The sequence below is a fragment of the Clostridium sp. CAG:221 genome, from assembly GCA_000435835.1.
Taxonomy (GTDB): domain Bacteria; phylum Bacillota; class Clostridia; order Clostridiales; family Clostridiaceae; genus Clostridium.
This window is the reverse complement of sequence record FR883417.1, coordinates 1-26,624: the sequence shown is the minus strand read 5'-3', so window position 1 is coordinate 26,624 and position 26,624 is coordinate 1. Positions and strand designations below refer to the sequence as shown.

26 protein-coding genes and 1 pseudogene are annotated in these 26,624 nt (G+C 28.2%); 3 read left to right on the top strand and 24 right to left on the bottom strand.

Features of this window, described 5'->3' with window-relative positions:
• From Q5O44_RS11540 to Q5O44_RS11525, 4 genes are all read right to left on the bottom strand, one after another.
• Positions 1-375: MarR family transcriptional regulator (locus tag Q5O44_RS11540; RefSeq protein WP_302637911.1), on the bottom strand; the 375-nt coding region annotated here is incomplete at its 3' end.
• 1,006 nt (positions 376-1,381) lie between these two features.
• Positions 1,382-1,747, bottom strand: a complete 366-nt coding sequence (locus tag Q5O44_RS11535; protein WP_022168580.1) for a membrane protein — start codon at positions 1,745-1,747, stop codon at positions 1,382-1,384.
• Positions 1,740-3,191: a 6-phospho-beta-glucosidase gene (locus Q5O44_RS11530; protein WP_022168579.1), complete on the bottom strand. Its 1,452-nt coding sequence runs from the start codon at positions 3,189-3,191 to the stop codon at positions 1,740-1,742. Before Q5O44_RS11530 ends, Q5O44_RS11535 begins: the two co-directional genes overlap by 8 nt.
• 68 nt (positions 3,192-3,259) lie before the next feature.
• Entirely contained in the window at positions 3,260-4,021 is a 762-nt protein-coding gene (locus Q5O44_RS11525; RefSeq protein ID WP_022168578.1) for a MurR/RpiR family transcriptional regulator, read from the bottom strand.
• Positions 4,022-4,581: 560 nt separating this feature from the next.
• Between Q5O44_RS11525 and Q5O44_RS11520 the strand changes: the two genes are divergently transcribed.
• Positions 4,582-5,088: a GNAT family N-acetyltransferase gene (locus tag Q5O44_RS11520; RefSeq protein ID WP_022168576.1), complete on the top strand. Its 507-nt coding sequence runs from the start codon at positions 4,582-4,584 to the stop codon at positions 5,086-5,088.
• 132 nt (positions 5,089-5,220) lie between these two features.
• Here the strand turns inward: Q5O44_RS11520 and Q5O44_RS11515 are convergent.
• The 6 genes and pseudogenes from Q5O44_RS11515 to Q5O44_RS11490 form a co-directional block, all read right to left on the bottom strand.
• Positions 5,221-5,895: pseudogene (locus Q5O44_RS11515) on the bottom strand (IS1595 family transposase); the annotation flags it as partial.
• A 153-nt stretch (positions 5,896-6,048) separates the two neighbouring features.
• Entirely contained in the window at positions 6,049-7,311 is a 1,263-nt protein-coding gene (locus tag Q5O44_RS11510) for an MFS transporter (RefSeq protein ID WP_022168574.1), read from the bottom strand.
• A complete protein-coding gene (locus tag Q5O44_RS11505; RefSeq protein WP_022168573.1) occupies positions 7,311-8,102 on the bottom strand; it encodes an ABC transporter ATP-binding protein in 792 nt (263 codons plus the stop codon). The genes Q5O44_RS11510 and Q5O44_RS11505 overlap by 1 nt, the downstream gene beginning before the upstream one ends.
• A 2-nt stretch (positions 8,103-8,104) precedes the next feature.
• Complete coding sequence (locus Q5O44_RS11500; RefSeq protein ID WP_022168572.1) at positions 8,105-9,115, bottom strand: iron ABC transporter permease; 1,011 nt, start codon at positions 9,113-9,115, stop codon at positions 8,105-8,107.
• Positions 9,115-10,107: an iron ABC transporter permease gene (locus Q5O44_RS11495; protein WP_022168571.1), complete on the bottom strand. Its 993-nt coding sequence runs from the start codon at positions 10,105-10,107 to the stop codon at positions 9,115-9,117. The genes Q5O44_RS11500 and Q5O44_RS11495 overlap by 1 nt, the downstream gene beginning before the upstream one ends.
• On the bottom strand, positions 10,094-11,044 hold the full coding sequence (locus tag Q5O44_RS11490) for an ABC transporter substrate-binding protein (protein WP_022168570.1): 951 nt from the start codon (positions 11,042-11,044) through the stop codon (positions 10,094-10,096). Before Q5O44_RS11490 ends, Q5O44_RS11495 begins: the two co-directional genes overlap by 14 nt.
• Before the next feature lie 217 nt (positions 11,045-11,261).
• On the opposite strand from Q5O44_RS11490, the gene Q5O44_RS11485 reads away from it, so the two are divergent.
• Together Q5O44_RS11485 and Q5O44_RS11480 are read left to right on the top strand one after the other, a co-directional pair.
• Positions 11,262-12,266 (top strand): AraC family transcriptional regulator, encoded by a 1,005-nt coding sequence (locus tag Q5O44_RS11485; RefSeq protein WP_022168569.1) that lies wholly within the window; start codon positions 11,262-11,264, stop codon positions 12,264-12,266.
• A gap of 135 nt (positions 12,267-12,401) precedes the next feature.
• The gene (locus Q5O44_RS11480) at positions 12,402-14,330 is read left to right on the top strand and encodes a sensor histidine kinase (protein ID WP_022168568.1); all 1,929 of its coding nucleotides are present in this window, start codon (positions 12,402-12,404) and stop codon (positions 14,328-14,330) included.
• 64 nt (positions 14,331-14,394) lie between these two features.
• Here the strand turns inward: Q5O44_RS11480 and Q5O44_RS11475 are convergent, their stop codons facing one another.
• The 14 genes from Q5O44_RS11475 to Q5O44_RS11410 all read right to left on the bottom strand — a co-directional run.
• Positions 14,395-14,985 (bottom strand): manganese catalase family protein, encoded by a 591-nt coding sequence (locus Q5O44_RS11475; protein WP_022168567.1) that lies wholly within the window; start codon positions 14,983-14,985, stop codon positions 14,395-14,397.
• Positions 14,986-14,999: 14 nt separating this feature from the next.
• Positions 15,000-15,251: a spore coat protein CotJB gene (locus Q5O44_RS11470; protein WP_022168566.1), complete on the bottom strand. Its 252-nt coding sequence runs from the start codon at positions 15,249-15,251 to the stop codon at positions 15,000-15,002.
• A gap of 19 nt (positions 15,252-15,270) precedes the next feature.
• Positions 15,271-15,441, bottom strand: a complete 171-nt coding sequence (locus Q5O44_RS11465; protein ID WP_022168565.1) for a spore coat associated protein CotJA — start codon at positions 15,439-15,441, stop codon at positions 15,271-15,273.
• 252 nt (positions 15,442-15,693) lie between these two features.
• Complete coding sequence (locus tag Q5O44_RS11460; RefSeq protein ID WP_022168564.1) at positions 15,694-16,995, bottom strand: cell wall metabolism sensor histidine kinase WalK; 1,302 nt, start codon at positions 16,993-16,995, stop codon at positions 15,694-15,696.
• Positions 16,992-17,678 carry a response regulator transcription factor gene (locus Q5O44_RS11455; protein ID WP_022168563.1) on the bottom strand — a complete coding sequence of 229 codons (687 nt, stop codon included), beginning with the start codon at positions 17,676-17,678 and terminating at the stop codon, positions 16,992-16,994. Before Q5O44_RS11455 ends, Q5O44_RS11460 begins: the two co-directional genes overlap by 4 nt.
• A 16-nt stretch (positions 17,679-17,694) precedes the next feature.
• A complete protein-coding gene (locus Q5O44_RS11450; RefSeq protein WP_022168562.1) occupies positions 17,695-18,252 on the bottom strand; it encodes a class I SAM-dependent methyltransferase in 558 nt (185 codons plus the stop codon).
• A gap of 164 nt (positions 18,253-18,416) precedes the next feature.
• Complete coding sequence (locus Q5O44_RS11445; RefSeq protein ID WP_022168561.1) at positions 18,417-18,920, bottom strand: GNAT family N-acetyltransferase; 504 nt, start codon at positions 18,918-18,920, stop codon at positions 18,417-18,419.
• A 492-nt stretch (positions 18,921-19,412) separates the two neighbouring features.
• Entirely contained in the window at positions 19,413-20,159 is a 747-nt protein-coding gene (locus Q5O44_RS11440; RefSeq protein WP_022168560.1) for a hypothetical protein, read from the bottom strand.
• 140 nt (positions 20,160-20,299) lie between these two features.
• Complete coding sequence (gene hydF / locus Q5O44_RS11435; RefSeq protein WP_022168559.1) at positions 20,300-21,277, bottom strand: [FeFe] hydrogenase H-cluster maturation GTPase HydF; 978 nt, start codon at positions 21,275-21,277, stop codon at positions 20,300-20,302.
• Between the two features lie 460 nt (positions 21,278-21,737).
• A complete protein-coding gene (locus tag Q5O44_RS11430) occupies positions 21,738-21,974 on the bottom strand; it encodes a GTPase (RefSeq protein ID WP_022168558.1) in 237 nt (78 codons plus the stop codon).
• Positions 21,975-21,983: 9 nt separating this feature from the next.
• A complete protein-coding gene (hydG, locus tag Q5O44_RS11425) occupies positions 21,984-23,360 on the bottom strand; it encodes a [FeFe] hydrogenase H-cluster radical SAM maturase HydG (protein ID WP_022168557.1) in 1,377 nt (458 codons plus the stop codon).
• Between the two features lie 89 nt (positions 23,361-23,449).
• Positions 23,450-24,490, bottom strand: a complete 1,041-nt coding sequence (hydE, locus tag Q5O44_RS11420; protein WP_291663290.1) for a [FeFe] hydrogenase H-cluster radical SAM maturase HydE — start codon at positions 24,488-24,490, stop codon at positions 23,450-23,452.
• A 173-nt stretch (positions 24,491-24,663) separates the two neighbouring features.
• On the bottom strand, positions 24,664-26,070 hold the full coding sequence (locus tag Q5O44_RS11415) for a [FeFe] hydrogenase, group A (protein WP_022168555.1): 1,407 nt from the start codon (positions 26,068-26,070) through the stop codon (positions 24,664-24,666).
• 228 nt (positions 26,071-26,298) lie between these two features.
• The coding region (locus Q5O44_RS11410) for a Uma2 family endonuclease (RefSeq protein ID WP_302637903.1) at positions 26,299-26,624 on the bottom strand (326 nt) is incomplete at its 5' end.

Sequence of the window (26,624 nt, the reverse complement as noted above, 5' to 3'; positions counted from 1 at the left end):
TATGTTCTTGCCAAACTTACAATACATTTTCTCTGGAACCTCAATAATTTCATCCCTCATTTTTCTTCCTTTTTCAGTAACCTCCACAATAACTACTCTATCATCATTTTTATCTCTATATTTATTTATTAATTCCATCGACAGTAGCTTTTTTAATACAGGAGTAAGAGTTCCTGAATCTAAATGTAGTTTGTTCCCCATTTCCTTTACCGTTATCTTTTCATATTCCCATACAACTAACATAGCAATATATTGAGTGTATGTAAGTCCATATTTATCTAACTGTGGTTTATAAGTTTTTATTACTTCTCTTGAGGCTGCATATAATGAAAAACATAACTGATTATCTAATTTCATTTTCTCATATTTACCCATTATAATTCCCCTTTTTTAAATTTTTTCAAATTTAATTTTATTCAATTAATCTTGTTATTATATTATTACTATTCACCACTTTTGTCAAGTGTAAATTAATATAAATATATTTTTTAACTCTTTATTATTACTTATGGTAGTATATTTTCAATTACAAAAATAGCTTTAGGCAAGTTATACCAATACCTAAAGCTATAAACCTCACTTACTTGTGATACGGTTCTCCGTAACACTTCTAAATGAGGTTTTTTCCCTTTTATTCTTCTGTATATATTCTACATATTAGATTAGTTCTAAATCATAATCTTTTTATACATCATTTAAAAATTAAGATTAAATTTCTTGGTCTTGATATTGAAGTTAAAAGCAAAGAAAAAGATGCTCCATCCGACGAAGAGTAGCATCCTTTTTGTTAACATATTTGTTTAAATCCAATAGCCCTAAAACAAAATAAATGTTCTAAGGATTGCTTAGTGTTACCAACACTAAGCTTTTCTAATTTAGATTATATCAAATTTTTATAAAAAGAAACATATATATTTATTTCTTTTATTAGTATTGTGTTCCATTTATATTGATTGAATTTATAATCCTAAAATCTCTTTTGGCATTTACTTGTGGTATTGTTCCCCATATTAGATGTAAGCGATGTTTTTCCATCTAATATCTTATATCTATTCTTACATAGCATCTAATCTAGAATATAGAAATATGTGAGTTGTTATTTAACTTTTTAAACTCATTTCATATTTAATCTTTTCAGGGTATGATTCATAACTGGTCCGATGATTATAATAGCTATTATTGGTCCTACAAGTAATTGCCTATTTAAAAATAACCCTATAGTACAAAAAATCATATCTCCTACACTTCTCAATAATCCAATAGAAATCTTTGTTTTCTTATTTAATAAAAAAATACACGAATCGTAACTATTTTTCCCCAAATTTGCACCGGTATAAATACCTACACATTTTACTTAGTTCGATTTAATGTGTCCACTACTTTATACTAACACCACACCTATTCCTAAAATTACAAGACCTAATAAAAGAATAACCATATTATATTCATTTTTAGGTAATATATTAAGACATAATTCATTAGAAATACCCACTATTATTGGTTGTATAATCGTTCCTATACCTAATTGTGAACGATCAAATATTAAAGGAAGCATAAGCATTAACATCGCAATTAATAAATTGGATTTCAATATACTTATATGAAACGTATTTGATGTTCCTACCCAAACCCATGCTAATGGATCAGCACCCAATGAAGTAGATAAGGCTAGCGCTATTCCAATTCCCATAATAGATGAACCCAAAATAACTATTAAGAATTTCTTTATTATAAGAATTCTATTCATATAAATCCAACCCTTCTAAAGATAAGTTCTCACCATTTGTAGCAATAACTCTTTTATACCAATAAAATGATTTTTTAGGAATTCTCTTCAATGTACCATTTCCTTCATTATCTCTATCTACATAAATAAAACCATATCTTTTTTTCATTTCCCCTGTGCCGTTTGAAATCAAATCAATACATCCCCATGATGTATATCCCATTACATCTACTCCATCTTCATCAATGGCCTCCTTCATAGCCTGAATATGCTCTTTAAGATACTCAATACGATAATCATCAATAATCTTACCGTTATTTTCTATTTTATCTGCTGCCCCTAATCCATTTTCTACAATAAACAGAGGTTTTTTATAACGATCATATAGCTCATTCATTGTTATTCTTAAGCCTAATGGATCAATTTGCCATCCCCAGTCACTTGCTTTTAAATAAGGATTTATAACAGATGCAAAAATATTGCTTTCCGTTTGTTTCGCTTTTTCTGGATTTTCACTACTTACTCTAGATGAGTAATATGAAAAGCTAATAAAATCAACAGTATTATTTAATAGTATTTCTTTATCTCCATTTTCAAAAGGAATAACAGCCCCTTGCTTCTCTACCCATTTTAGTGCATAGTTAGGATAATATCCCCATGATTGAACATCTATAAACATATAACTTTCTCTATTATCGCAAATTGATTTCCAGTAATCTTCTGGCTTACATGTTTCCGGATAATATGAACCTGCTGCCATCATACATCCGATTTTATTATTAGGATCAATTTCATGAGCTATTTTTGTTACTAACGCACTAGCAATAAGTTCATGATGTACTGCCGTAATCATAACTTGCTTTTTATTTTCTCCTTTTTCAAAATATAATCCAGCAGCAACGAAAGGAAAATGTAATATCATATTGATTTCATTAAATGTTAACCAATACTTTACTAATCCCTTATATTTACTAAATAAAGCTTTTGCAAATTTAACGTAGAAATCTATCATTTTTCTATTTTTCCATCCACCGTATTTTTTAATTAAATACATAGGACAATCAAAATGATTAATTGTGACTAATGGCTCAATATCATATTTTTTACATTCTTTAAACATATCTTCATAAAAAGCTAAACCTTCTTCATTAGGTTTTTCTTCATCTCCATTAGGAAAAATCCTTGTCCATGCAATTGACATTCTATATGTTTTAAAACCCATTTGTGCAAATAAAGCTATATCTTCTTTATATTTATGATACATATCTATTGATTTCTGTGCTGGATAAAAATAATTTTCATCGAAATCAAACATTCTAATTTCTCCTGTACCAACTCTATAACGATCTTTCCCAAGTGGCATTAAATCAACATTAGCTAGCCCTCTGCCACCTTCATTGTAACCACCTTCACATTGATTAGCAGCAGTTGCACCACCCCATAAAAAGTTCTTTGGAAATCCCATCTTATAATCCTCCTTGTTTTTTTAATAATTATAAAATACTTATATATGATAAGTAAAAAAAGTTTCCATTACGGAAACTTTCTTGTTTGCTCCAATCTTAATTCAGAAATAATAATATCAATAATATGACGTAAGGCATATTCATTATAAATCTGATTATTTGAAGGAATAATCAATTTATTCTTAGAAAAATCAATATTCTGCTGACAAGTAATCAACCACATATTAATATTAGCACTTTCTATTTTTCTAATAATTCTTTTATTATAATAAAACGTCTGGCCATTAACACTTAATATAATAAGTAAATCATTTCCTTTAAATGTGTATTCTTTTAAAAAATCAACATCGCATATAAACACTTCTTTATAGAACGTGCTAAATTCACTTTGGATTAAATTGCATAAAGCTCGAGAATCTCCCTGTGCGTAAATATATATTCTTTTACTTCTACTAATATCCTTAATAATATTATTAAGAATAGAATAATCAATATTTTCAGATACGAATTTAATTATTTTACCTATACTACTTGTAAAATAGAAGCTGTTTTCAATTAAACTAAGTTCTTTAGAAAACAAAACCTTTTTTCTTGTAAGAGAATCACAATACTCTAAGCATGCTGTTTTAAATTCTCCGTAAGAGTTAAAACCTAAAGATTTAACATACTTTGACACTTGACCTTTCGATACAAAACATTGTGCTCCAACATCCTCTATGGTCATTTTATATATTTTATCAATATTTTTTTTTACATACATACTAATAATATATGCTGTACTTTGATGATCATTAGAATTTAATTTATCATTTAATTTATCAATTATCAAAAATAATACCTCCATAATATAAATAATAAATATACTTAACTACACAACTAAGTTAATATTTATATTATACTAAAAATTTGATTATCATTTATTTAAGCTCTTTTTATTATAACAAAATCAAGAAAATCAATCTCTAAACTTATTATTTCATATTACTAACGTTATATCATTTACACATATAAAAATAGCCTTAGGCAAGTTATATCAATGCCCAAAGCTATAAACCTCACTTATTTATGGTACGGTTCACTTGTCCTCATTCAAAATTTACAATTTCACAAAAAAGAAGTAACAATTAAAGATACCAATCTCCAACTATTACTTCTTTTTTATTAACTTTTCCTGCTTCAATTATTTTTAGCTTTGTTTTAAAATAATGTGGAAATAAGTATAACATAAAGGGATGTCCAATAGACGTCCATTTAAATCGCAATATTTTAATATTGCGAACTAAATGATCTTTGAAAATTGAATAATACGGTATTAAAAAATGTGCTATAATTTATTTATAATAATATTAAACTTGATTTATATAAATTAAATTTTAGGTGGTGAATATAGTGAATATTAGAGAAGCAAATGCTGAAGATATTGAACCAATTGCAAGTTTATATGTTATGAATTGGAAAAAAACATATGTAGGTTTGTTACCAGATAACTTTTTGAATGGATTGACTGTTAATGAAGGAATAAAGAAATGGCAAGAATATCTTAATAAAGAAAAACATAGGATCTTTGTTGCGTATGAAAATGAAAAAATTTTAGGTTTTTCTGCATGTAAGGAAGATAAAGAATTAAAGAATTGCTTATATTTAGATTCACTGCATGTTTCTGAAACTTCAAGAGGAAAAGGTGTTGGAACAAAACTTATCAATACAGTAGGAAGCTATGCTTATATTAAAGGTTATGAACATATGAGTATTTGTATTGTAAAAGGAAATGATAATGCAAAGAGAATTTATGAAAAAATGGGTGCAAAACATTACAAAGATTTTATAGACTACTTTGGAGATACAGAATCCAATTCAGAAAAACTCATTTGGAATAATTTAAATTATTTTAAATAAATTCTAGGTAGTTTATTATAAAATTTAATATATTAAGAAAATAAAATTAATGAAAATACCGTATTATTAAATAAAAAATATGCGGTATTTTTTTAGTTCGCAATTCATTTAGATTGTTCATCAATCATTATATTAATTGCACATTAAAAAACAGTAAAATAAAACATATCTTACCTTATATATATATATTTGTCTTCTGATTTTAAAATCCTTTATTAAAGATATAGAATATGTTGAATTAGCATGAATAAAGAATTTTTTAGGCTTATTTCTTTCCATTTCTGTTTTAAATAATTGCCTCCACTTATACCAGAATAAGTAGTTAGTTAGGTATTTTGTTGAGACTCCATTAAACTTGTTTATCCATCTTTTTAAACTACTATGAAAGGCATTAACTCTTTGAATATTGTAAATATCCATAGTTTTTCTTCCATCTCTAATTTGATGTAATTCAAAATTATGTTGAGCTGCAAAGGAGATATAGCTCCTATGCTTATCAGTACATAATATAGAATTCTCTTCAACAACATTTAATAGAGTCCTATTTATATCGGTATATTTAGGTCTACCATCATATATTAATCCAGTGTATAAATTACCTAATCTATCTACACCACATAACACACAGTCAAATTCCTTGGATATACCTCTTGTATTTATTTCTTTTCCACGCTTCCTTGCTTCCCTTGCATTGTAAAATTTTAATGCCATTTTTCCATGGTATTTTCCGTATTTAGATATTTTGTAATGATTACAATAAGGGCAACACTTCCCCTTATTAAATCTACTTTCAGCTATTTCTTCATCTTTCCAAACTTTGAAAGACTTTTATCCTTAATTATCAATTTTCAATTAATTAAGCATATTCATTTTTAATTTTTCATTCTTAATTATACAGTTTTCTAAACTTATGAGTTTATTCCTCAATTCATCATTTATCACTGATATTTCATCATTATCTTAAGCTGCTTTTTCTTCACTTTCCACAACTGTGTCACTTACCCTCTTCTTAATAAAGACAACAAGTCCAATATTAAATATCACTGTTACAATAAGAATTATTCCAAGTGGTATTCCCATATCAATAACTTGTCCGTATAATAATTGCCCCGGCGCAACGCTTATCGTTGCCACTGCCACTGAAAATGCTGATACACGTCCAAGCATATTTGATGGAACTTGTTTTTGTATAAATGTTAATGTAAGTACATTGGATAATGATAAAGATAACATAATTAATAATCCACCAAAGGCAAAAATTGTTGCCATTGCATAATTATTTATCTTTATAAATCCTAAAATAGACATTAGTATAACACCAGCTATCATAGGGTAATATGTATAATGTACCTTTTTCATTGAGAACATCTTTGGCTTTATACTTATCCAGAAGCCTCCTAATATCATACCTAGTACACATACACCTTCAACAATTCCATAAATCTCTGATGGAAGTTCAAGTAATACATTAATAAAATATGGTGCAACTATTGATAAAATAGGTACTAAGAATATATTACAAAAGGCATATGAAGCTATAATTGCAAGAACAACTTTCTTTTCCTTTTTTAAATATACAAAGCTATCCTTCATATCCCCAAAAGATTTCTTTACAAAGTCCATTGATACTAGTTTTTCTGTACTTTCATCATTCTTAGCCACATCTGGAATATCTAAAAACATTTCCATAATTGCTGATAATAAGAAACTTACAGCATTTATTATTACAATAACTTTTATTCCAAGTAATCCATAAAGTATTCCAGCTAAAATAGGTCCTACCACATTTACTATTGATCCTACTTGATTTATTATTCCATTGGCAGAAGTTAAATTTTCTTCATCTACTATTTGAGGTATGGAAGATGTTACTGCTGGTCCATATAATGTGTAACATATTGATAATATAAACATCACTGTACCAACTATAAGTGCACTATCATTTCCTCTTAATAATATAAATGCATATATTCCAATAAGTGCTGCACAAAAGAAATCTAAATATACCATTATTTTTTTCCTATTTACACTATCAGAAAGCTTTCCTGAAATAGGTGCAAAAATTATATAAGGTATTGTTGATATTGCTAATATCTGTGAAAATACAGCTGTACTTCCTGTAAACTCTAATAAGTATAATGACATACTAAATCTTTGTATGGCATTTCCAAAGAGAGAAATTATCTGCCCTATTACTATTATTAAAAAGTTTTTATTTCTCATTAAGCCTCCCTAAAAAGATCGTATTCCATACATATTGGATACTTGCCATCTTCACTTATTGTAAGATTAGCTTCTATTCCGTATATTTTCTTTAAATTTTCTTTAGTAATTACATCTAATGGTTTTCCTTCACAAATAACTTTTCCCTTTTTAAATCCAATAATGTTATCTGCAAATCTACATGCATTATTAAGCTCATGAAGAACTATAACCACTGTAATATTCTTTTCTTTATTTAGCTTTTCAAGAACTTCTAATACTTCAAGCTGATAAGACATATCTAAATAAGTTGTAGGTTCATCTAGCATTATTATTTCTGTTTCTTGAGCTAAAGTCATTGCTATCCAAGCTCTTTGTCTTTGGCCACCAGATAAATTTTCAACTTCTCTATCTGCAAATTCACTTAGTCCTGTTTCTTTTATTGCCCAGTCAATAACTTCTTTATCATGACTATTTAAGCCACCAATAAGCTTTTGATGTGGAAATCTACCAAAGGCCACAAGTTCTCTTACTGTAAGTCCACTTGGGCATACTGGCCCTTGAGGAAGAAATGCCACTTCCTTTGCTATATTCTTTTCATTTATCTTTTTAATATCTTTTTTATTTATAAAAATTTCTCCAGCCTTAGGTTTATTAATTCTAGCTAATGTTTTTAAAAATGTTGATTTACCACATCCATTAGCTCCAATTATTATACTTATTTTCCCCTTAGGTATGGATAAACTTAAATCTTCAATTATTGTGTTATTTTCATATGCTACACTTAAGTTTTTTACACTAATAGCTTCCATAATTATTTCTCCTTCATCATTAAATAAATAAAATATGGTACTCCAAATATTGATACTGTTATTCCCACTGGAATTTCAATTGGAGAAAATAAATTTCTCGAAACTGCATCTGCAATAAGTACTATTACTATACTTATCATTGCTGATACTGATATAAACTTTTTATGATAAGGTCCCACTAATTTCTTTGCAATATGTGGTGCTATAAGTCCTAAAAATCCAATATTTCCTGCAAAAGCTGTGGCAGTTCCTGCTAAAACAACTGCTAAGCTTAAGAATTTTTTTCTTTCTTTTTCTATATTTAATCCCAGTGATATGGCAAGTTCATCTGAAAGATTTAAAACATCTAATTTTTTATGGTTTAATAAAACCAATATAAACATTACAGCTACTATTGGAACAATCACTTTTACATAGCTCCATCCTGATCCCCAAAGACTTCCTGATGTCCATATTAATACTCTGTTATAATCTCCTACTCCACCTCTAAATGTAAAGAAAGTTATAAAAGCATTAAGTGCTGCATTTAATCCAATTCCTATAAGTAATAACCTTTTAGGTCTTATTCCTTCATGAGTTGTTGACATCATATAAATTATAATAGCTGTAACTGATGCACCGACTATGGCCATAAATGGCAGTACAAATATTGAAAGTTGTCCTAATTCACTATAATAAGCTCCTGTAGAATATGTAATGAATAATACTGCTGCCACTGCTGCACCAGCGTTTATACCTATTATTCCTGTATCAGCTAAATCATTTTTAGTGATGGTTTGAAGTATTGCTCCTGCTGTTGATAATGCAATGGCAACAAATGCTCCCACTAAAAGCCTTGGTAATCTTATACTTAATATTGCTGTATTTTGAAGTTTACTTCCATTTCCAAGTAAAGTATTTATAACTTCTAAAGGTGTAACCTTATATGTACCCCAACATAGGGACACTCCAAAGGAGATTATTAATAAAGCCATTAAAATCACTAACACTATTTTAAATTTATTTTTCTTCATTATCCTCTCTCCTTTCTAGCCACTGAAATAAAGAATGGTATTCCTATAATTGCTGTAAATACTCCAATAGGAGTTTCATATGGATTAAATAACATTCTTGCTGCAATATCAGCATAAGTTAAAAGCACTGCTCCAAGTAAAAATGAACAAGGAATATTTTTTCTATAATCTTCACCTAAAATCTTTCTTACTACTTGAGGGATAATAAGCCCTACAAATGCTATGTTCTTTCCTACTGCAACAGCTGCTGCAATCATAGGTATCATAACAATAAGTGTAATAAATCTTATTTTTTCTGGACTTTCACCAAGACCAATGGCCACATCATCTCCAAGATTTAAAATATTTATCTTTGGTGATAATATCATTGTAATTATAAGACCTATAATTCCTACAATAAATACAAGTTTAAAATCTGCCCAAGTTGCATTTCTAAATCCTCCTGAAACCCAGAAACCTATCATTTGAGATTGATTTGTTAAAAGTCCTATTACTGTTGTTAAGGATACGAAGAATGTACTCATGGCTGTTCCTGCTAAAAGGATTTTTGCAATGGAATTATTATTTGCTTTTTTAGATATAAAGCCTAAAACTATAAGACCAGTTATAAGTGCTCCTATAAATGAAGCAATCATTACATTTTTTGTTGTTATTCCTATTCCTGCTGCATAAAAAATAGCTATTACTAAAGTTGCCCCTTGACTTACACCAAGTATAGATGGTTCTGCTATAGGGTTTCTTGTAACACCTTGAATCATTGCACCTGTTACTCCTAGTATTCCTCCTGTCATTAAAACAGAAAGTGCTCTTGGAATACGAACATCTCTAACAAGCATAAGTTCTAAAGTTTCACTATAATTAAAAATACTGTTAAAAATGTCTGAAAAAGCAATATGGACGGATCCTAACCTTACGGCTAGAACCAGTCCTACTACTAAAAGTAACAAACTGCAAATCAAAAATATTGATAAACGCTTACTACTTTGTTTCATTTAACATGTCACCTATTTCATCTACTAAAATTTCTCTTCCAATTGGGCTGTATCCTTGGTTAAAGTATGGTGATGCAGGTAACACCTTTACATGACCTTCTTTAACTGCTGGTAAGTTGTTCCAAATTGCATTTGATTCCATTTGAGCTAAATCTTCATCTGTAGCTATTGCAAATATGTAATCTGCTTCTATTGATGCTAATCCTTCATAAGTTACAACTGGAAGACTTATATCTGTTTGTTCTGGCATTCCTGCTGGTTTAGCTAATTGCATATCGTTGTATAATACATCACCAAAACCTGCACCATCAAATACGAAGAATTGTCCACCACTTGCTAAGAATGAAAGATAAGTTGTATCTTCTCCATATTCAGCTTTTATAGCATCTCCTGCTGCTTTAGCCTTTGCTTCATAATTAGCTAACCATTCATTGGCAACCTCTTCTTTATCAAATACTTTTGCTAAGCTTCTTACATCATCTTTCCAGTTTAAAGCTTCTAATTGAATCATAACTGTTGGAGCTATTTCACTTAATTGATCATACATTTTCTCTTGAACTGTTGATATTACAATTAAATCTGGATTTAAGTTCATAACTGCTTCTATATCCATAGTATCTTGCATGCTGTATCCTAAGATTTCAGCTCCTGCTAATGTATCTTCTAAGTATGATGGGAACTTAGTGTAATCATATGCATCACTATTTGCTGTTCCTATAACGTCATATCCTAAAATTGATAAAATATCACTATTCCCACTTAAATCAACTATTCTTTGTGGATCTGCTGGTATTTCAACATTTCCTCTTACATCTGTAACTGTAATTGTATTACCTTTAGAAGAATTATCTTCTGCGCTTCCTGTATTTCCACATCCCATAAGCATTACACTTGTTACACAAGCCACTGCTAATGTTTTTAATAAATTTCTTTTCATTTATTCTTACCTCCATGTACATTTCTTTTGTTTTCCTGCTTTTTGCTATATTCAAATTGTATATGAGAATGATTATCATTTCAAGTTATGCACCTAATTTGATAATTTTATCATCTATTTAAACAATATTTTTGTTATAATAAATATTACTTTAAATTTATTATTACCAAAACTAAAGAAAAGAAATGATTATATCTAAAGAAAGTGAGATTAATTAATGATTGCTAAAAGTACAAAAGATTTTCAAAACAAAGTTTTAAAAAAAATGACTTTTTCAGCTTATCCAAAAGAAAATTACATATTATATACCAACAAAAAGCAAAAAGTTCTTGGCTATTTCATTAAATATAGCCGAAATGGATATTATGATTTTGGCATTGGTGATTATACTATTCCAACTGATTTTTCTCTTTACTTTGAACATAGTGAAGAACTTATAAGATTTGGTACCGTTTATAGTGGTGAAACACAATTTGAAATTGAAAATAACCCCATTTCCTCCTTTACTCCTTCATCATTTTTTGTTAATGAAAAAGATTTAAAAGGAAAGCAATCCTGGAAAAAAGGACAGCATTTTCATGGTGCAGAAATAACTATTTATAAAAAATATTTTGATGAAGTTATTTTATCAAATTTTCCAAAAGCCTTAGATTTTCATGGTTTTATCACCAATTTCACCTATAACTATCTACCTATTGAAGTGACTGCCATTATTCAAAATCTAAGAAGTCGTGGTGAAAAAGGACAGCTTACTTCTCTATATCTAGAAAGCAAGATTTTAGAATGTATTGCTTTAATTGGAGCAGAAATACAATCATCACCTGAAAATGTCTTTACTAATCAATTAAATTATGGTGATATAAAAATAGGAAAAAATCGCACTGTTACTTTAACTTCTTCCGATGTTAATGCAATTCAAAAAGCCCATGATATTTTAAGCAAAGAATTTTGCAATCCACCTACCATTAATGCATTAAGTAAAATGGTATTTTTAAATGAACAAAAACTAAAGGCAGGTTTTTCAGCACGATATCATATGTCCATTAACCAATATACAACTTCTCTTAAAATGGCCTTGGCAGAAAACTTGCTTTCCACCACTGAATTAAGTATCGATGAAATTGCCAAAAAAATAGGCTATAACCACAGTGGTAACTTCATAAAAATGTTTAAAAAAGTTCATGGAAAAACTCCACTGTCCTTTAGAAAACTAAAAAGTTAATGATATGGAAACATATCATTAATTTTTTTATTATTTCCAAATTAATTTATATCCATCGACAAATATTTGCATTTTTTCATTTTTTTATTTGTTATAATCATTTTTGTAACTTTTAATATTTACTAGGAGAAAACCATGAGAAAATTTCAAACAATTATTTTCCTAATAGTATTTATAAATAATTTTCTTCTAATTCAAACAACTTCTGTTTTTGCTTTAAATAACGAAGAAAAAAAATTAGAAATCCTTTTTATTAGTTCTTTTGATCCTAATTTTATAAGTATTGAAGATCAATTAAACGGCTTAAAAAAGGAATTAAATAACAACGCTCATATAATGATCGAATATATGAACTCAAAAACTTTTGATAGTACTGAAAATGAAGAAACTTTTTATAATTTACTAAAATACTCACTGGAAAATTACGATAAAATCGATGCTGTAATTGCAGGAGATGATGATGCCACAGAATTTTGTATTAAGTATAGAGATGATTTATTTAAGGATATTCCTATTTCATTCTTAGGTGTACAAGATTTTGATAGATTAAACCGTGCTTTAGAATGTGAACTTGTTTCAGGCGTATCTGAAGTTGAATCTATTAGAGCTAATATTGAACTAATCAAAACTCTTCATCCTAACGTAGATACTATCACATTTATTGATACATATGGAATTCTAACTTGTGAAGAAATAGTTGCTGATTATCCAGATATTAATTTTCAATGGATTTTAACGGAAGATAAAACTCTATCAGAAGTACAGTCTATCTTATCAAATCTTTCTAGCAATAATGCTGTAATACAACTTTATATAAATAAATTCAAGGATATTGATACTTTTGATAGAAATACAATCAATAAAACAATTGCTGAAAGCTGCGTAGCATCTCCTATTTATAGCATTTTAAATTATGATGTAGGACAAGGAAGTATTGGTGGAAAGGTAATCAATCATTTTATTCAAGGCCAAAAAGCCGGCTCTATAGCACTTAATCTTTTAAATGGTTATGATACCAAGGAATTGTTTATTGCTGATGATGAAGCTAATCAATACTTTTTCGATTATAAGGCCTTAAAGAAATTTAATATAAAAACTTCCGATCTTCCTGAAGGTTCTGTTATAATTAATCATCCTAAAAAGTTAATTAAGGAATATAAAAATATATTAATTGCTTCACTCTTATTATTAATTGGCCTTCTAAGTATGATACTTGTTTTACTCTGGTATATTGTTTATAAAAAAAGATATGAAAAAGCAATTTTAAATGCCATGCATAATGCTGAAGAAGCTAGTAAGATAAAAACTCATTTTATTTCTAATATTAGCCATGAACTTAAAACACCTATCAATGTAATTATGTCAGCTATACAATTAATAAATTATAATACTAAAGAGTCTCCTTCTTATTCTAAAAATAAAAACACTCTAGCTATTATTGATGATAATTGTAAAAGATTATTAAGGCTAATAAATAATCTCATTGATGTACAAAAACATGAATTGGATGATACAAAACTAAACCTATCAGCTGTTAATGTAGTAAATCTCATAGAAATGTTAGTAGCTTCAGTAGTACCTTATGCAGAGTCTAAAAATTTAAATTTAATTTTCGATACCAATAAGGAAGATGTAATACTAAAAGTTGATGCAGATAAACTTGAAAGAATAATGTTAAATCTATTGTCAAATGCTATTAAATTTTCTAAGCCTAATGGTGAAATAAGAGTAACTTTAAATTTTGAAGATTGCTTATATATCTCCGTAGCAGATAATGGTATAGGCATTGCTAAAGAAAACCTTAATAAAATTTTTGATAAATTTACTCAGCTTGATACTAGTTTTTCTAGAAAAAATGAAGGTAGCGGTATTGGTCTATCTATCGTAAAATCATTTGTATTATTGCACAATGGTAAAATATCTGTTAAATCAGATCTTAATAAGGGAACTATCTTTTTAATAGAATTACCTTTAACAGAAACATCAAATATAGAAACTGAAGATGCCTCATATGATAACCTTAGTGAAAATGTAAAAATTGAACTATCAGACATTTATATATAAGTAAAAAGCAGACTAATTAATATATAATGTTAATTAGTCTGCTAATCTTTTTAATTATTATAAATTATCGCCATACTCCATGTTTTTTATCATATTTATCCTTACAATTATCTTGAACATCCATTAATGCTTCGCCAAATCTTTGAAAGTGAACCACTTCTCTTTGCCTTAAGAAACGTAAAATTTCCTTAATATCTTGATCATCTGTTAAATTTATAAGCCACTCATAAGTAGCTCTTGCTTTTTGCTCTGCTGCCATATCTTCATGTAAATCAGCTATCACTTCACCTTTAGCCTGTATATAAGTAGCTGTCCAAGGATTTCCTTGCGCATCAGTATAATATAACGCCTTTCCATGATCGGTATAATGTCCAGCAAGCCCTGCTCTCTTAATATCTTCTACAGATGCATTTTCCATCAATTGATAAATCATAGTGGCAATCATCTCCACATGAGCCATTTCTTCTGTTCCTATATCTGTTAATAATGCTCTTGATTTACCAGTTGGCATTGTATATCTTTGATTTAAATATCTAAGAGCTGCACTTAACTCTCCATCAGGTCCACCATATTGAGACATCAAATATTTTGCCATTCTTAAATCATTACATCTCAAATTTATTGGATATTCTAAAGTCTTAACATAATACCACATAATTTACCTCTCCTTTACCTTTGTTTTTCCCATGGCCATGGTGATTCAGTCCAAGCAATTGGATCTTCAACATACGCATCTCCAAAATTTCTAATAGGTCCATATTTAACTTCATAATCATTAATTAACTCATCTAATTTTGGGGAAATTTCTTTATATTTTTTTGTTGCTTCTTTATTTTCTGGAAAATTATCAAGATAAAGATTTAATTCAATAGCTGCAAATTGTAACATTCGTATATTATTCATTAAAGAATATGAATTCATATCTACGCCTCCTTAAAACCTATCTACATTTATTCACACTATTATCTTCTTTGTAAGGTCTATATAAATCTTTAAATATTGTTCCCTTATAAAGGGCATCTTTTAAAGAATATAAATTTTCAAATTTTTGAGGTATTATATATGCTTGAGCATATTTTAAACATTTATCCCTATTTTCACAGTTATTCATAAATACCACCCTTTTATCTTCTTAGTATAGTACTATATTATGTTATCTTTAAAATTCTGTGACATATTTTTTATTATCTTTTAAACCATTCCATTGTGTCTTCTTCAATTTTTTATGTCTTTAACACTTTAATTATTGTTTTTATATCTTATTATTCATTCCTTATTTGGAATAAAGTTACTAAAACAGCATAAAAATAATAATCTTTTTCTATGAAAAATCCCATGGTATTTTTAAAATCCCATGGGCTCTTTAATTCTGGACTAGAAGAATTATTTTAAATTTTATTACGCCATTTATAAGTTCCGCTTTTACAAGGCCCTTATGAAGTTCCACTACTCTCTTCACGATAGATAAGCCAAGACCTGTGCTATCTCCCGTTTTTCGCGCCTTATCAACTTTATAAAATCTTTCAAAAAGATTATCTAAATCATCTTGTGATATATTTTCCACCTTATTTTCTACTGAAATAACTATATCATTACTTTCTTGTAAAAGCTTTACCAAAACCTGAGAATTTCTCACACTATACTTCTTAGCATTAATTAAAAGATTTTCTAAAGCTCTTACTATCATTTGTATATCAATATCAACAAAGATATCTTCTTCTGGTATCTCACTTATTAGCTCTAATCCTTCTTTCTTAAAGATAAGAGAATATTCTCCACTCAACTGCTCTACTAATGAACCAATTTCCACTGTGTTATAATTTAATTTTATATCATGACTATTAAGCTTAGTGTATTCAAAAAGCTCATTAATTAAAGTATTTAAACTCTTTGACCTTTCATCAATAATGCTGATATACTCTACAAACTTTTCTTTGTCCTCAAAGCCATTTTGCTTTAAAAGATCCACATAACCTAAAATAGATGTTAAAGGTGTCCTTAAATCATGTGATACATTTGTAATTAGTTCATTTTTATTTTGTTCTATCTTTTTTTCATTATCTATTTTTTCACGTAATTCTAAAGACATATTATTTATACTGCTGCAAAGTTCTGCTAATTCATCTTGCCCTCTTACTTCAATGGTTTTACCAAAGTCTTCATCCTTGATGACTTTTACTTCACTGCTTAAAAACTTTATATATTTTACTTTCTTATTAACAAAGAGCGTAAATACCAATAAAAATACAGCAATACCTAGCAAGACAACTATATAAATCATATTCATGGCCAATAAATAATTTTCTGTTACATAACTAGTAACATCCGGCATAAACTTAACAACACATGTCATCCCTAAGGCAATAAACTCAATAGCTGCAATTAAGGCTCCAATAACTGAGAGGATTAAATATATGCCAATCTTATTTAAATTCATACTTTTGATTTTTCTTGTATTAAAAAGAATGATGGTAACCATGAAAACTAGCACGGCAATAATTTTAAAGATGGATAAATCTTTTGCTGCAATTTCATATACTAATCCATTAGCCATTTCCCTTGAAGCTAGAATAACATATCCTTCAACCATAATCATTGTTGCAAAGAGTATACCCATAAGTACACCTAAAATTAAATTTATGCCAATGCCCTTAAACTTTATCATATCTTATAACCAGCTCCCCATATAGTCTTGATATATACAGGAGCTTTGGAATCTGCTTCTATTTTTTCTCTTAAATTGGTTATATGCACGGTTACAGTATTATCGGCTTTAAAGAATTCTTCTTTCCAAACTTCTTCATAAATCTTTCTAATACTTAAAACAATCCCTTTATTTCTTGCCAGCAGTTCTAAAATATCAAATTCCTTTGGTGTTAATCTTACTTCTTTTTCGTCAACCCAAACCTGTCTTGTATCCGTATTAATAGTTAAATCACCAATTTCTATAACAACTTTTGAATTATTATTTCCTATATTGTACTTATCATATCTTCTAAGCTGCGCCTTAACTCTCGCTATAAGCTCTAAGGGATTAAAGGGCTTAGTAATATAATCATCTGCTCCTGCTGTCAACCCATGAATCTTATCCATATCTTCTGACTTGGCGGATATCATGATTATGGGCATATTTTTATCTTTTCTTATTCTCATACAAGCATCAATACCATCTATCTGTGGCATCATTATATCTAAAAGGATTAGTTCTATTTCTTTTTCTGCTAAAATTTCCAGTGCTTCTTTAGCATTTTCAGCCTTAATAGTGTTAAACCCTTCATTTTCTAAATATATACTTAATAAATTTCTTATATTTTCATCATCATCTACTATTAGAATATATTTTTTCATCTAAATTTACTCCCTACTATCTATTTGTACATCTAAAAACATATGCTGGTGGAATGTTTAATAACTCCCTTTTAGAATGAAGATTCTTAAAGTAATTATTTATTAATGGCACTTTAAATTGAGTATATTGGAAAGTTATAAATTCTCCCTTATTTCCTAACACCTTTTTACTTTCTGCTAAAATTTTTTCTGACATATGCTTTGGTAAACTAGCAAATGGTAGTCCTGATACAATATAATCTACACTCTCAATAGCATACTCCTTAATATAATAAGTAATATTTTCTGCTGAGTCATTTATTATATGTACATTTTTCAGCTGACCATATTTGCTTACTAGTATATTATAAAACTCTTTATTATATTCAATTAAGAAAAATATCGTATTTTCATTTCTCTTCTTTAATATTTCCTTAGTAAAAATACCTGTTCCTGGACCAAATTCAACGATGCACTTACAATCTGCAAAATTAATATTATCAATCATTTTACATGCTAATCTTTTGGAACTTGGTAATATTGCTCCTACAGTTCTCGGATGAGTGATATATTGAATAAAAAAGTTATCTTTCATAGTAAAACCCCCATAACTAAATTCTTGAATTAATTATGAGGGTAATATATTAAAAAACTGCTTTAAAATTTATTAAGGTTTATTAAGATTCTCATTAAAATCTAATTAAAATTCATAATTTTTCACCATTTTATCATATAAAAAGATACCATAAAACTTATAGTTTATAGTCTCTTTTCAAATGCTATTCTTTTATTTTTATCTTCTAAATAAATTACTCCACATTTCACAAAGCCATTTTTCTCAAACATCCTTTGCATAGATTTATTATCCTCATGAGTATCGCCCTTTATACTATACACATTATTTTGGAGTACCAATTTCTCAACATTTTTCATTAGCTCTGTTGCTAATCCTATGCCTTTTAAATCTGAAGCTACTGCCACTCTATGTATTACTATATATTTATCTTCTGAAAGCCACTTACCTTCATAAATATTATCATATGTCTTTTCTCCATTAAAAGAAGCAACAGTGGTGGCAGCTATTTTACCATCCTTAACCAATACATAGCTATGATTATTTTTTATATCATTCTTTATAACTTCTTCATTAGGATAATTATTTTGCCACTGATCTATTCCTTGTTCTTTAAAATATGATTGTGCTTCCCTAATTATTTTCATTACTTCTGGTAAATCATTAATATTTGTTTTTCTAAATTCCACATTACCCCTTCTTTCTTTTCCTCTTTATAAAATAACTTTTTTATTATTATATATCACAACTATAGCTTTATAAAGAATACCTATATTAAAAATAAATGCAGCCCTTAATTCCTTATTAACTTTTTAGAATTATTAGCATTCTACTACATAAAATAAAAGGATAGCCGCTTATTAGGCTAACGTAGAATTAAAGAAATGGAAAACAGCATAAATAAACGCGACCAATAATTTGATCGCGTTAACTATTATCTTATTTAGTCTGTCTATTTGATAGGAGTCTGTTCAATGTTCAGAATATCTATTTTTTAGTAAGTGGAACTATTAAAGTTTTTTCATACTCAACATCTGGTAAAGAGATTATCTAATAAAAAATAGTAGTTCCATATATCAATTGGAAAACTACTATTTTTTCTATTATTTTATAAGCTTATCTATTTCATTAAAAGCAAACTTTATATCTAAATTTGATATAAATGAAATTTATCTCCCACTTTAGAAGATGAGAGAATTTGGCACATTAAGATTAAATCTATAACCTAAAGTATATATTCCATATTCTGTTTTTTCAATTTCTTTTATAAACATATTATTTTTTTCTAGTAATAAGTTCTTTATATTATTACTTATATTTGACTTAACATCTTTATCTAAATAACTATCCAAAAATAATATATTATTAATACCCGATTTTCCGAAAACATTTTCTTCAGGTGCATAATTATCAAAATACTTTATATATAAATCTCCACCTATAGCATTATTAATGGACTTTATAGCACCAAATATTTGCAAACTATCTAAAGCCTTATATCTTAAATATGGATTTTCAAAATCTAAGCGTATTAAAGACTTTATAAAATACTTTTCAATATCATTTAATAAATCAATTTCAACAATTAAAAGATTCAACTGATTAATTGGACATAAATTAAACTTATATATTTCTTTTTCAAAAGCTATATTATAATCTTCTCTAATACCTACTAACCTTAAAATCTTCTCACTATAAACACTGCCCATTCCTTTATATCCACAATTAGTATCAAACCAATACTGATTTGAATCTTCATCAAACAAAATCAAATTATAATAATTTTTAGTATTATCTATTACCTCATAATAATCATGGTTTTTATTACTAAATGCTTTAAATGCAGTTATTTTTTTCATTTTACTTAATATTCTTTTTGCATATTCATAAGATTTGTAATATCCAACTTTTCCAGACCTATATATCAATATTCTCACCCCTAATAAAATATATATTAATTTCTATATATCTTATTATTATGGTACAAAAAAAAAGAAGCTAATCTCTATTTTGAGATAGCTCCTTTTATTTAAAACTTTATACTTTATACTTTAATGCTTTTTATAAATTATTTAAAAATCTCAACTGATCTATCTAATATTTTTGTAAAATAAGCTATAACCATTCCATAATTAGTTATAGGTACATTTTTTTCTTTACATGCACTTATTTTATTTAGTACACTTTTTCTATTTACCATACATGCACCACAGTGAATTATTAAATCATAGTCTTCAACATTTTCCTTGAAATCATAACCAACCATATATTCAATATTTAAATCTCCACCTGCTATTTTTCTTAACATATTAGGTATCTTAACCCTACCTATATCCTCATGTGATACATTGTGTGAGCAGCTTTCACAAATTAATATCTTATCATTTGGCTTTAAAGTATCAAGTTTCTTTGTTCCTTTTAAAAACTCATCTAACTCACCTTTTTGTCTAGCAAATAATATTGAAAAACTAGTAAGTTTTAAATCTTTAGGTATTATACTATCAACTTCTTTAAAAGCTTGTGAATCAGTTATAACTAAATCTATATCCTTTAACTCTCCAATAGCTTCTTTAAGTTCAGTATCTCTTACAACATAAGTTTTTATACCATGATCTAAACAATCTCTTATAACTTGTACTTGTGGAAGAATTATTCTTCCTTTTGGTGCCTCACTATCAATTGGAACTACTAAAACTACCTTTGAACCATATTCTAATAAGTCACCAACAAGAGGCTTTTCCTCTTCACCATCTTCTAGATGCTTTATTATTTTACTTTTAAGATCATCAATTCCAACTTTATCCTTAGAAGATACAAGAACATATTCTTTAAAGTTTTTAACTAATTTATCTATTTCTTCTTTACTTACAGTATCTATTTTATTTATAACTACAACATGATTTACATTATATCTAGCTGCTTCCCTTTTCCAAGTTTTATAAGTATCTAAGTCAGCATTTCCTGCATCAACTACATATAAAGCAAAATCTAATCTTTTTAAAAATTCATAACTTTTCTTAATTCTTATAGCTGGTGCTAAAAACATACTTAAATGTATATATTTTTAGCATGTTCAATATGGTTCGTTACTCCATACCAGTTCTCTTATGAACTTCTTATGCTTTCACATAAGCACAGACTATATCACCACCTTTTTAAAAGGTGCTACCCACTTCCATCCACTTAGATGTACTTCCTTTACGGAATAGTCGTTGAAGTTTCCTCTATTCGAGGCTTACCTGCTGATTATCCATTGTATAAGCACTTAGGATTTAACCTTATGCCATCTAACTAATTTTTTCTACTTTCGTAACCTTCACGCTTAACCTTATTTCATGTTTACGTTGTGGTTTAGTTAGCTTTAGGAACTTCCAGCAATTCAAGTAGTTTTGGATAGGTATTTCCTATCACTCCATGCTCTTTATAAACATGGGGAGCTTTTTATATTAAAAATATATTAAACACATTTGTTCATAACTAAACATCTTTGTATATATTTTTAACAACTAAATAGTTGCTCCAAGCTCACTTTTATCTTCAAGGCCTGCTGTATCAATTAATAAAACTGGACCAAATGGAATAAGTTCCATAGCTTTTTGAACTGGGTCAGTGGTAGTTCCTTCTACACTAGATACAAGTGATATATCTTGACCTAAAATAGTGTTCATAAGGGATGATTTTCCACTATTTGTGTTGCCATATATCCCTATATGTTTTCTATTTGAATTTGGAGTAGTATTCATATTAACCTCCTATAAATAAAAATCTCTTTCACCTTTTTTCATTTTTTCTAAATTTGCCTTAGTTAAATTCCTTATATCTTCTCTTGGAATATTTTCAACTTCCGCATTTATTATTTCTTGAGCTTTATCATATAACTCTTTATCTCCATAATCTAAAGTAAATTCAAGAAGAGTCATAATTGCATTAGGCTCACAAACATACTTTATGTTTCCTGATTTTGCAAGAGACATAAATCTATCTCCAGTTCTTCCTTTTCTATAACAAGCTGTACAATAGCTTGGTATATATCCATCTTCTAGTAACTCTTTTAATATTTCTATTGGACTTCTTTCATCATTGGTTTTAAATTGTTTTACTTCATTTCCTTCTTCTCTTTGTTTATACCCACCAACACCTGTAGATGAACCTGCAGATATTTGACTTACACCATACTTAAGTAACTCTCTTCTCATTTCTGGTGTTTCTCTAGTTGAAAGAATAAGTCCAGTAAAAGGCACTGCAATTCTTAGTATTGCAACTACTTTCTTAAACATCTTATCATCTAGTAAATATGGGTAGTTTTCAAGCGTAACTCCCTTAGCAGGTTGAAGTCTTGGCACTGATATAGTGTGGAAGCCTACTCCATACTTTTCTTCTAAATGCGCATTATGCATCATAAGACCTAATACTTCAAATCTAGGATCAGCAAGTCCAAATAATACACCTGCTCCTACATCATCTATTCCAGCTTCCATAGCTCTATCAAAAGCAGTTAAATGATATTCATAATCTCCTTTTAAAGATTTCGGATGCATCTTATTGTAAAAATCTTGATGATAAGTTTCTTGGAATAAGATATATGTACCTATTCCCTTTTCATTTAATTTTTTATAGTTTTCTACAGTGGTAGCAGCTATATTTACATTAACTCTTCTTATTTCTCCATTTTCATTTTGAGTTTTATATATTGTGTCCAAACATTCTAGTGCATAATCTATAGGAGCATTTACCGGATCTTCACCAAGTTCTAGTGCTAATCTTTTATGTCCCATTTTCTCTAAAATTTTAACTTCTTCTGCAACTTCTTCCATAGTTAATTTTCTTCTTGTAAACTTATTATCTCTTTTATAACCACAATATACACAGTTATTTACACAGTAATCACTAACATAAAGAGGTGCAAACACCACTACTCTTTTTCCGTATATATCTTTTTTTATTTCTCCTGCTAATTTATATATTTCTTCTAAATGATTTTCATCTTCAGCTTGAAGTAATATAGCTATATCCTTATATGATAATCCATCTCTTTTTTTAGCTTTTTCTAAAACTTCTTTAATTTCTTCATTACTTGGATTTTTTGTTTCTTCTAATATTTTATATATAAAATCATGATTTATAAACATAATTTTCCTCCTTTTATATAAAATTCACTTTGTTTATCTGGCCATAGTTTACTCCATAAACTCTTATCCTGTTGTTTAAAATTTAAAAACTATACAAAGTCTGGATTGTCTCCTCTTGAAACAACTAATTCAAAACCTGCTTCCTTTAGCTTTTCCTCTATAGTATTTCTATACTCTGCATCTTCATCTAATATAAATGCTTTATTATTATATAAAGAGTATTTTTTTCTAACTGCCATTGGTGATAAGTTTGGCATTATAACATTTGCTCCAGCTCTTAGACCTTCATTTCTTCCATTACTATCAATACTTGCCAGTGCTGTAGTTGCAGGTAATAGAACCTTTGGTAATAATAGTCTTGTTATTGCAAGTAAAATTATAGTCTTTTCTGTAGTACCTGCACTGCAGTCTCTAAGAGGTGTATCTTTATGAGGAATAAATGGACCTATACCACACATAGCAGGTTCTAATTCTTTTACAAATCTTAAATCATTTACCAAATCTTCATTGGTTTGATTAGGTAGTCCTACCATAAATCCTGCTCCTGCTTGGAATCCTATCTCCTTTAGATTCCTTAAACAACGTCTTCTCTCTTCAAATGATTCAGTATTATGGATAGATTCATAAAGACTTTTAGTTGCACTTTCATGTCTAAGTAAAAATCTATCTGCTCCAGCTTCATATAGCTTTTTATAAGAATCATAACTTCTTTCTCCAATGGATAAAGTTAATGCATTGTTTGGCAGTTCTTTTTTAATAGCTTTTATAATTTCAACCATTTTTTCATCTGTATAGAAAGCATCTTCTCCACCTTGTAAAACTATAGTTTTATACCCTAGCTCATCGCCTCTTTTAGCACACTCTAATATATCATCTATATCTAATCTATATCTTTCAGCATTTTTGTTGCTTCTTCTAAGTCCGCAGTATAAACAATCTTTTTTACAGTAGCTACTAATTTCTATTAACCCTCTAACGAATACTGTATTTTTGAAATATTTATATCTTGTTTCATAAGCTTTTTCTATAAGAAATTTTTTACTATGATCATCTATATTATCTAATAGATATAATAATTCTTCTCTTGATGCATCATTAGTATCATATAGCTTTTGTATTATAGCTTTAATATCCACTTTTACCACCTCTTTATTTATAAATAAACTTGGCTTTACTTAAATATATTTTTGATAATTTACCATATTTAAAAACTATAAAACTCTCAATATTTTATTATAAATAGGCTGTCCTAAATTTATGTAAATTTAAGACAGCTTACTAAAAAAATATTATGTTTTATAAATTATATAATTTCATCTGAAGATATTTCTTCGTTGTTATCAAGACCTAGCATATGTTTTTTTGAACTATATGTTGTATGTAAAAGTTCATGTGCTAAATGTGATAATGGTTCTTTATAGAATTCATTATATACTGCTATAATATCTGGATTTTGGTAACTACATTTTATCTTTAACTTTTGGTCTTTATTATATAACCCTTCTATACGGCTAAGTCTTATTTTATCGTTTATTACCTTTGTAGTTTTAGGTTGGCCTCCACCACCTATGCAACCACCTTTACAAGCCATTACTTCAATAAAGTCATAATTAACTTCATTATTTTTTATTTTTTCAATTAATGTTCTTGCATTAGCAGTTCCTTGTACTACTGCTAATTTTAAATTAACCTCTCCTATAGTTATAGAAGCTTCTTTTACTCCATCTAATCCTCTTACTGGCTCAAAGTTTAAAAGCTCTGTAGTTGGATCTTCACCTGTTATTGAATGATATGCAGTTCTAACAGCAGCTTCTGTAACACCACCACTATTACCAAATATAACTCCAGCACCACTACCTAAGCCTAACATATTATCAAACTTAGAACCTTCTAAATTTTCAAAGTCTATTCCTTCTTCTTTAATCCATTTAGCTAACTCTTTAGTAGTTATTATAATATCGTTATCTCTTAAACCTTCTATGTCATTAAATTTAGCTGAATCATTCATTTCTGGTCTATCTATTTCAAACTTTTTAGCTGTACATGGCGTTATTGTTACATTTACAATCTTGCTTGGATCAATATTTGCTTTTTTAGCAAAATATGTTTTAATAGTTACTCCTTGCATAGAAATTGGACTCTTAGCAGTGGATAAGTTATTTAATAACTCAGGATAGAAAGTTTCTACAAATGTAACCCAGCCTGGACAACAACTTGTAAATTGTGGTATATTTTCATTCTTTTCAACTATTCTTTTTACAAGCTCATTTGCTTCTTCCATTATAGTCATATCAGCTCCAAAAGTAACGTCAAATACATAGTCTCCTCCTAGTTGTCTAAGAGCATGTACCATTTTATCTTCCACATATGAACCTGCATCCATTTTAAATTCTTCACCTAAAGCAACACGAACTGCTGGTGCCGTATTAAATATTACTATTTTGTCTTTATCTTCTACAGCTTCTTTTACTCTATCTATATCTTCCACTTGAGTTATAGCTCCTACTGGACATGCTTGAGCACATTGTGCACAGTTTATACATATTGCTATATCATTAGTTTTTTCTAAATCAAAAAAGTTTGCAACTCCTATTTCTCTCTCGCATACACGCTTACATAGACCACATTTTATACATTTGTCATAGTCTATTTTTATGGCTTTGTTATCCGATTCTATTGGTACAACTTTTTCTGTAAATAAATGTTTCATTATTTAGCACTCCTCGTAAATCATTTAAAAAAAAATATTATAGTAATATTATAATATTTTTTAAAATATTTTTAAATATATTATGCTTTGTAATTTTATGTAGTATAAAAACCTAGACTAAATAATATAACATTATTATCAATAAATCAGAATTAAATAAAATAATTTGTTCACTTTAAATAAATACCTCCAGGGTATACCCAATAAACGGCTCTACCCTGGAGGTATTTAAATAAAAATATCCTTAAGATTAATTTTTAAATCATTAAATACAACGCTAGTATAAACATCATTACCTTCAAATACCTTTGGAGTTCCATAATGTCCATTAATTAATCTATACTGAGTTATAGATCCACTAGGTTCAACTATATTGTACTCTAATACTCCAAACTTTTGATATATTCTAGCTTTTATAAAATAATCATTATCAGAATACTCTTCAGATACAACTTCAAAAACAATTTTAGGAGTTGATATAAAGCTTTCCCCTAAAGTTTTAGCATAATCACACATTACAAAAACATCTGGGAGACTATCGATAAATTTGTGTA